This is a genomic window from Dietzia sp. B44, from assembly GCF_014145245.1.
Lineage (GTDB): Bacteria > Actinomycetota > Actinomycetes > Mycobacteriales > Mycobacteriaceae > Dietzia > Dietzia natronolimnaea.
In genome coordinates this window covers 1-3802 of sequence record NZ_JAALEF010000117.1, presented here as the reverse complement: position 1 = coordinate 3802, position 3802 = coordinate 1, and the positions used below count along the sequence as shown (strand labels likewise).

The 3802-nt window shown below is 71.2% G+C and carries 3 protein-coding genes; all 3 read right to left on the bottom strand.

Going from position 1 to position 3802, the window contains the following annotated elements; all coding sequences use genetic code 11:
* A partial coding sequence (locus G6017_RS04785; RefSeq protein ID WP_182616178.1) for a serine/threonine-protein kinase occupies nucleotides 1–834 on the bottom strand: 834 nt, incomplete at its 3' end.
* Nucleotides 831–2303, bottom strand: coding sequence for a penicillin-binding transpeptidase domain-containing protein (locus tag G6017_RS04780; RefSeq protein ID WP_182616176.1), 1473 nt, complete (start codon nucleotides 2301–2303; stop codon nucleotides 831–833). The genes G6017_RS04780 and G6017_RS04785, both read right to left, overlap by 4 nt.
* A gap of 7 nt (nucleotides 2304–2310) precedes the next feature.
* Nucleotides 2311–3753 (bottom strand): FtsW/RodA/SpoVE family cell cycle protein, encoded by a 1443-nt coding sequence (locus G6017_RS04775; RefSeq protein WP_182610726.1) that lies wholly within the window; start codon nucleotides 3751–3753, stop codon nucleotides 2311–2313.
* Nucleotides 3754–3802 lie beyond the last annotated feature (49 nt).

Sequence of the window (3802 nt, the reverse complement as noted above, 5' to 3'; positions counted from 1 at the left end):
CCCGGCGCGCACGTCGGCCACCGCCTCGGCGAAGGCCTCGCCGTCCGGGTACCGGCGAGCCGGGTCCTTGACCATGGCGTCGGCGAGGAGCCTGCGGACCGGCGGCGGCACCGAGTCGGGCAGCGGTGGCGGCGTCTCCCGGACGTGCATCATCGCCACGCTCACCGGTGAATCGGCCACGAACGGCCTGCGCCCGGAAACGCACTCGTACCCCACCACGCCGAGCGAGTACACGTCACCGGCCGGGGTGGTCTCGTGCCCCATGGCCTGCTCGGGGGCGATGTACTGGGCGGTGCCCACGACCATCCCGGCCTGGGTGACCGCCGCGGACCCCATCGACTTGGCGATGCCGAAATCGGTGAGCTTGACCTGCCCGGAGGGCGTGATGAGGATGTTGCCCGGCTTGACGTCCCGGTGCACCAACCCGATCGCGTGTGCGGCGTTGAGCGCGCGACCGGTCTGCTCCAGCATGTCGAGGGTGTGGCGCAGCGGGAGCGACCCCTCGCGGGACAGGACGTCGGACAGCGGCTCGCCCACCACGAGCTCCATGACCAGGTAGGACAGTGGGCTACCCGAGGCCGGGTCGTCGATCTGCCCGTAGTCGTAGACCGTCGCGATCCCCGGGTGCGAGATCCGTGCCGTCACCTTGGCCTCGGACCGGAACCGCTCGACGAACTCCTGGTCGGAGGAGAACTCGGCCTTGAGCACCTTCACCGCCACGTGCCGGTCCAGCACCGCGTCGGCGGCCTCCCAGACCTGACCCATCCCGCCCGTGGCGATCAGGCGCAACAGGCGGTACCGGCCGGACAGGAGCGCTCCGGAGTTGAGGCTCATCCGGCTCCCCCGAGGAGGGCACCGAGGACCTCGCGCCCGATGGGGGCGGCGTAGGTGGAGCCCACAGTGTCGCGGGTGACGCCCGGCCCGGATTCGATCGCCACGGCCACGGCCACGTCCTGCCCGGGTACGAACGCGATGTACCAGGTGTAGGGGACGGACTCCGCGGCGTCCACGCCGTGCTCCGCGGTGCCGGTCTTGGAGGCGATGGTCACCCCGGGCAGGCCGCCCCCGGCGTTGCGCTCCGCGCCCTCCATGAGCTCGGTGAGGGTGCCGGCCTGCTCGTCGGTGAGGGCGCGTCCGGCGTCCTCGGGGGTGAACCCCTGCACCACGGAGAGGTCCGGCGCCGTGAGCGAACGGATCAGCTTCGGCTGCATACGCACCCCGCCGTTGGACACGGTCGCGGCCACCATGGCGTTCTGCAGCGTGGTCATGCGGACATCGCTCTGACCGATCGAGCTCATGGCGAGCTGGGCGGCGTCCTCCATCTGGCCGAGCCCGGACGGCGCCGCGGGGATCCCGAGCTCGTCCGGCTCACCGCCGTCCACACCGAAGCGCTCGGCCATCTCGGTGAACGCGTCGGCACCGATCTCCTGGCTGAGCTCCACGAAGGGCACGTTGCAGGAGAGCTCGAACGCGGTGCGGAGGGTCACGGTGCCGCCCCCGCAGGCCTGGCCGGCGTAGTTCTGCAGGAACGTGGAGGTCCCGGGCAGCAGGGTGCGGTCCGCGCCGGAGACCGGGGTCTCCGGTCCCATCCCGGACTCGAGGGCGGCGGCGGTGGTGATGACCTTCATGGTGGACCCGGGAGGCAGGGACTGCTGGGTGGCGTGGTTGAGCAGCGGCCGGTCGGGGCTCTGCTCGATCCGCGCCATCTCCTGCGTGCGGACGGTCTGCTCCTGGCTGGACAGGGCGTTGGGATCGAAGGACGGGCTGGAGGCCAGCGCCAGGACCTCGCCGGTGGAGGGTCGGACCGCCGCCACGGAACCCACGAAGGGTCCCTGGCCCGCGCCCCGCTGCAGCGCCGCGTAGGCGACCTCCTGGGCGACGGGGTCGAGCGTCAGCTCCACCGAACCGCCCTGGGGGGTGCGCCCGGAGATGAGCCCCGAGATGCGCTGGGAGAGCAGCCGCGGGTCGGACCCGTTGAGGAACGCGTCCTGGGACTGTTCGATCCCCGAGGTGGCGAACTGCAGGGAGTAGTACCCGACCGTCGGGCCGAACGCGGTCGGACCGGTGGGATAGGTGCGCTCGAACTCGTACCTGCCCTCGGAGGGGACCGACATGGCCAGCACCCGGCCGCCGGCGGTGATCTGCCCGCGCTGGCGGGAGTACTCGTCGAGCAGCATCCGGGTGTTGCGGGGGTCGGCGCGCAGGTCGTCGGCGCGGAAGACCTGCACCCAGGTGAGCTGGAGGAGCAGCGCGACCACCATGACGATGGCGGCGATCGCGATCCTGCGGATGGCGGCGTTCACGCGGCGCTCACCCGGACTTCCGGACGCGGGCCAGCAGCGGGGTCCGCATCATGCCCGTGGCGGCCTCGGCGAGCGCGGGTGTCTGACGCGGGGTCGGCAGCGGCCGCCGGGCGTCGTCCGACAACCGGAGCAGGATGGCCAGCAGGGCGTAGTTGGCGAGCAGGCTCGACCCGCCGTAGGCCATGAAGGGCAGGGTGAGCCCGGTGAGCGGGATGAGGGTGGAGACCCCGCCGACCACCACGAACACCTGGATGGCCACGGTGAAGGCCAGGCCGACGGCGACGAGTTTGCCGAAGCTGTCCCTGATGGTCAGACCCACGCGGATCCCGCGCAGGACGATGATCGTGTAGATCATCAGCACGGCGGCGAGGCCGATCAGGCCCAGTTCCTCGCCGATCGTGGAGGTGATGAAGTCGGTGCCCGCGAACGGCACCTGGTCCGGCCGCCCGTTGCCGAGTCCGGTGCCGCCCATGCCGCCGGAGGCGAGACCGAACAGTGCCTGCGAGCTCTGATAACCGCCGGTGTCGAAGTAGGCGAAGGGGTCCTGCCAGATCTGGAACCGCACCCGCACGTGCCCGAAGAGGGCGTAGGCCAGCACGCCACCGATACCCACCAGCACCACGCCGATGAGCAACCAGCTGACGCGCTCCGTGGCCACGTAGAGCATGGTGAGCACGGTGGCGAAGAGCAGGAGCGCCATGCCGAGGTCCGTGTTGAACACCAGCACGCCCAGGGACAGGAACCACGCCACGATGATCGGCCCGAGGTCACGCCCGCGGGGCAGGTCCACGCCGAGGATCCGCCGACCGGCGCTGGTGAACAGCTCCCGCTTCTCGACCAGGATCGAGGCGAAGAAGATGATGAGCAGGATCTTGGCGAACTCGCCGGGCTGGATGGTGAAGCCGGGCAGGATGATCCAGTTCTTGGCGCCGTTGATCTCGGAGAACCGGGCGGGCAGCACCGCCGGGATCGCCAGCAACACCAGGCCGGCGAAACCCATGGTGTAGCCGTACCGGGACAGCACCCGGTGGTCCCGGAGGAAGTACAACACGGCCGCCATGAAGGCCAGCCCGATGAGGGTCCACAGCAGCTGCCGGGTGACGTCCATCCCCGGCGGGTCGGTGCCGTTGGCCACGGCGCGCGCCGCGTACGCCAGGTCGAGGCGGTAGATCAGCACCAGGCCCAGGCCGTTGAGCAGGGCGACGGCCGGCAGGAGCACCGGGTCCGAGAAGGGGGCCAACCACCGGATCAGCAGGTGGGCGCCGCCGCACAGACCGAGGTAGGCGAGGGTGAGCCAGAGCAGTGTGAGGCTGAGTTCCTGCTCCTGGGCCAGCTGGACCAGGAGCAGTGCGAATCCGACGATCACCGAGGCGGCGACCAGCAGGACGAGCTCCTTGCCGCGGCGGGGCGGGGCCGGAGCCGCCTGCGTTCCGGGTACGGGGGCGGCCACGGGTCAGCTCACCGCCCGGCAGTCGACTCCCGGCACGGGGGCCGGGGCG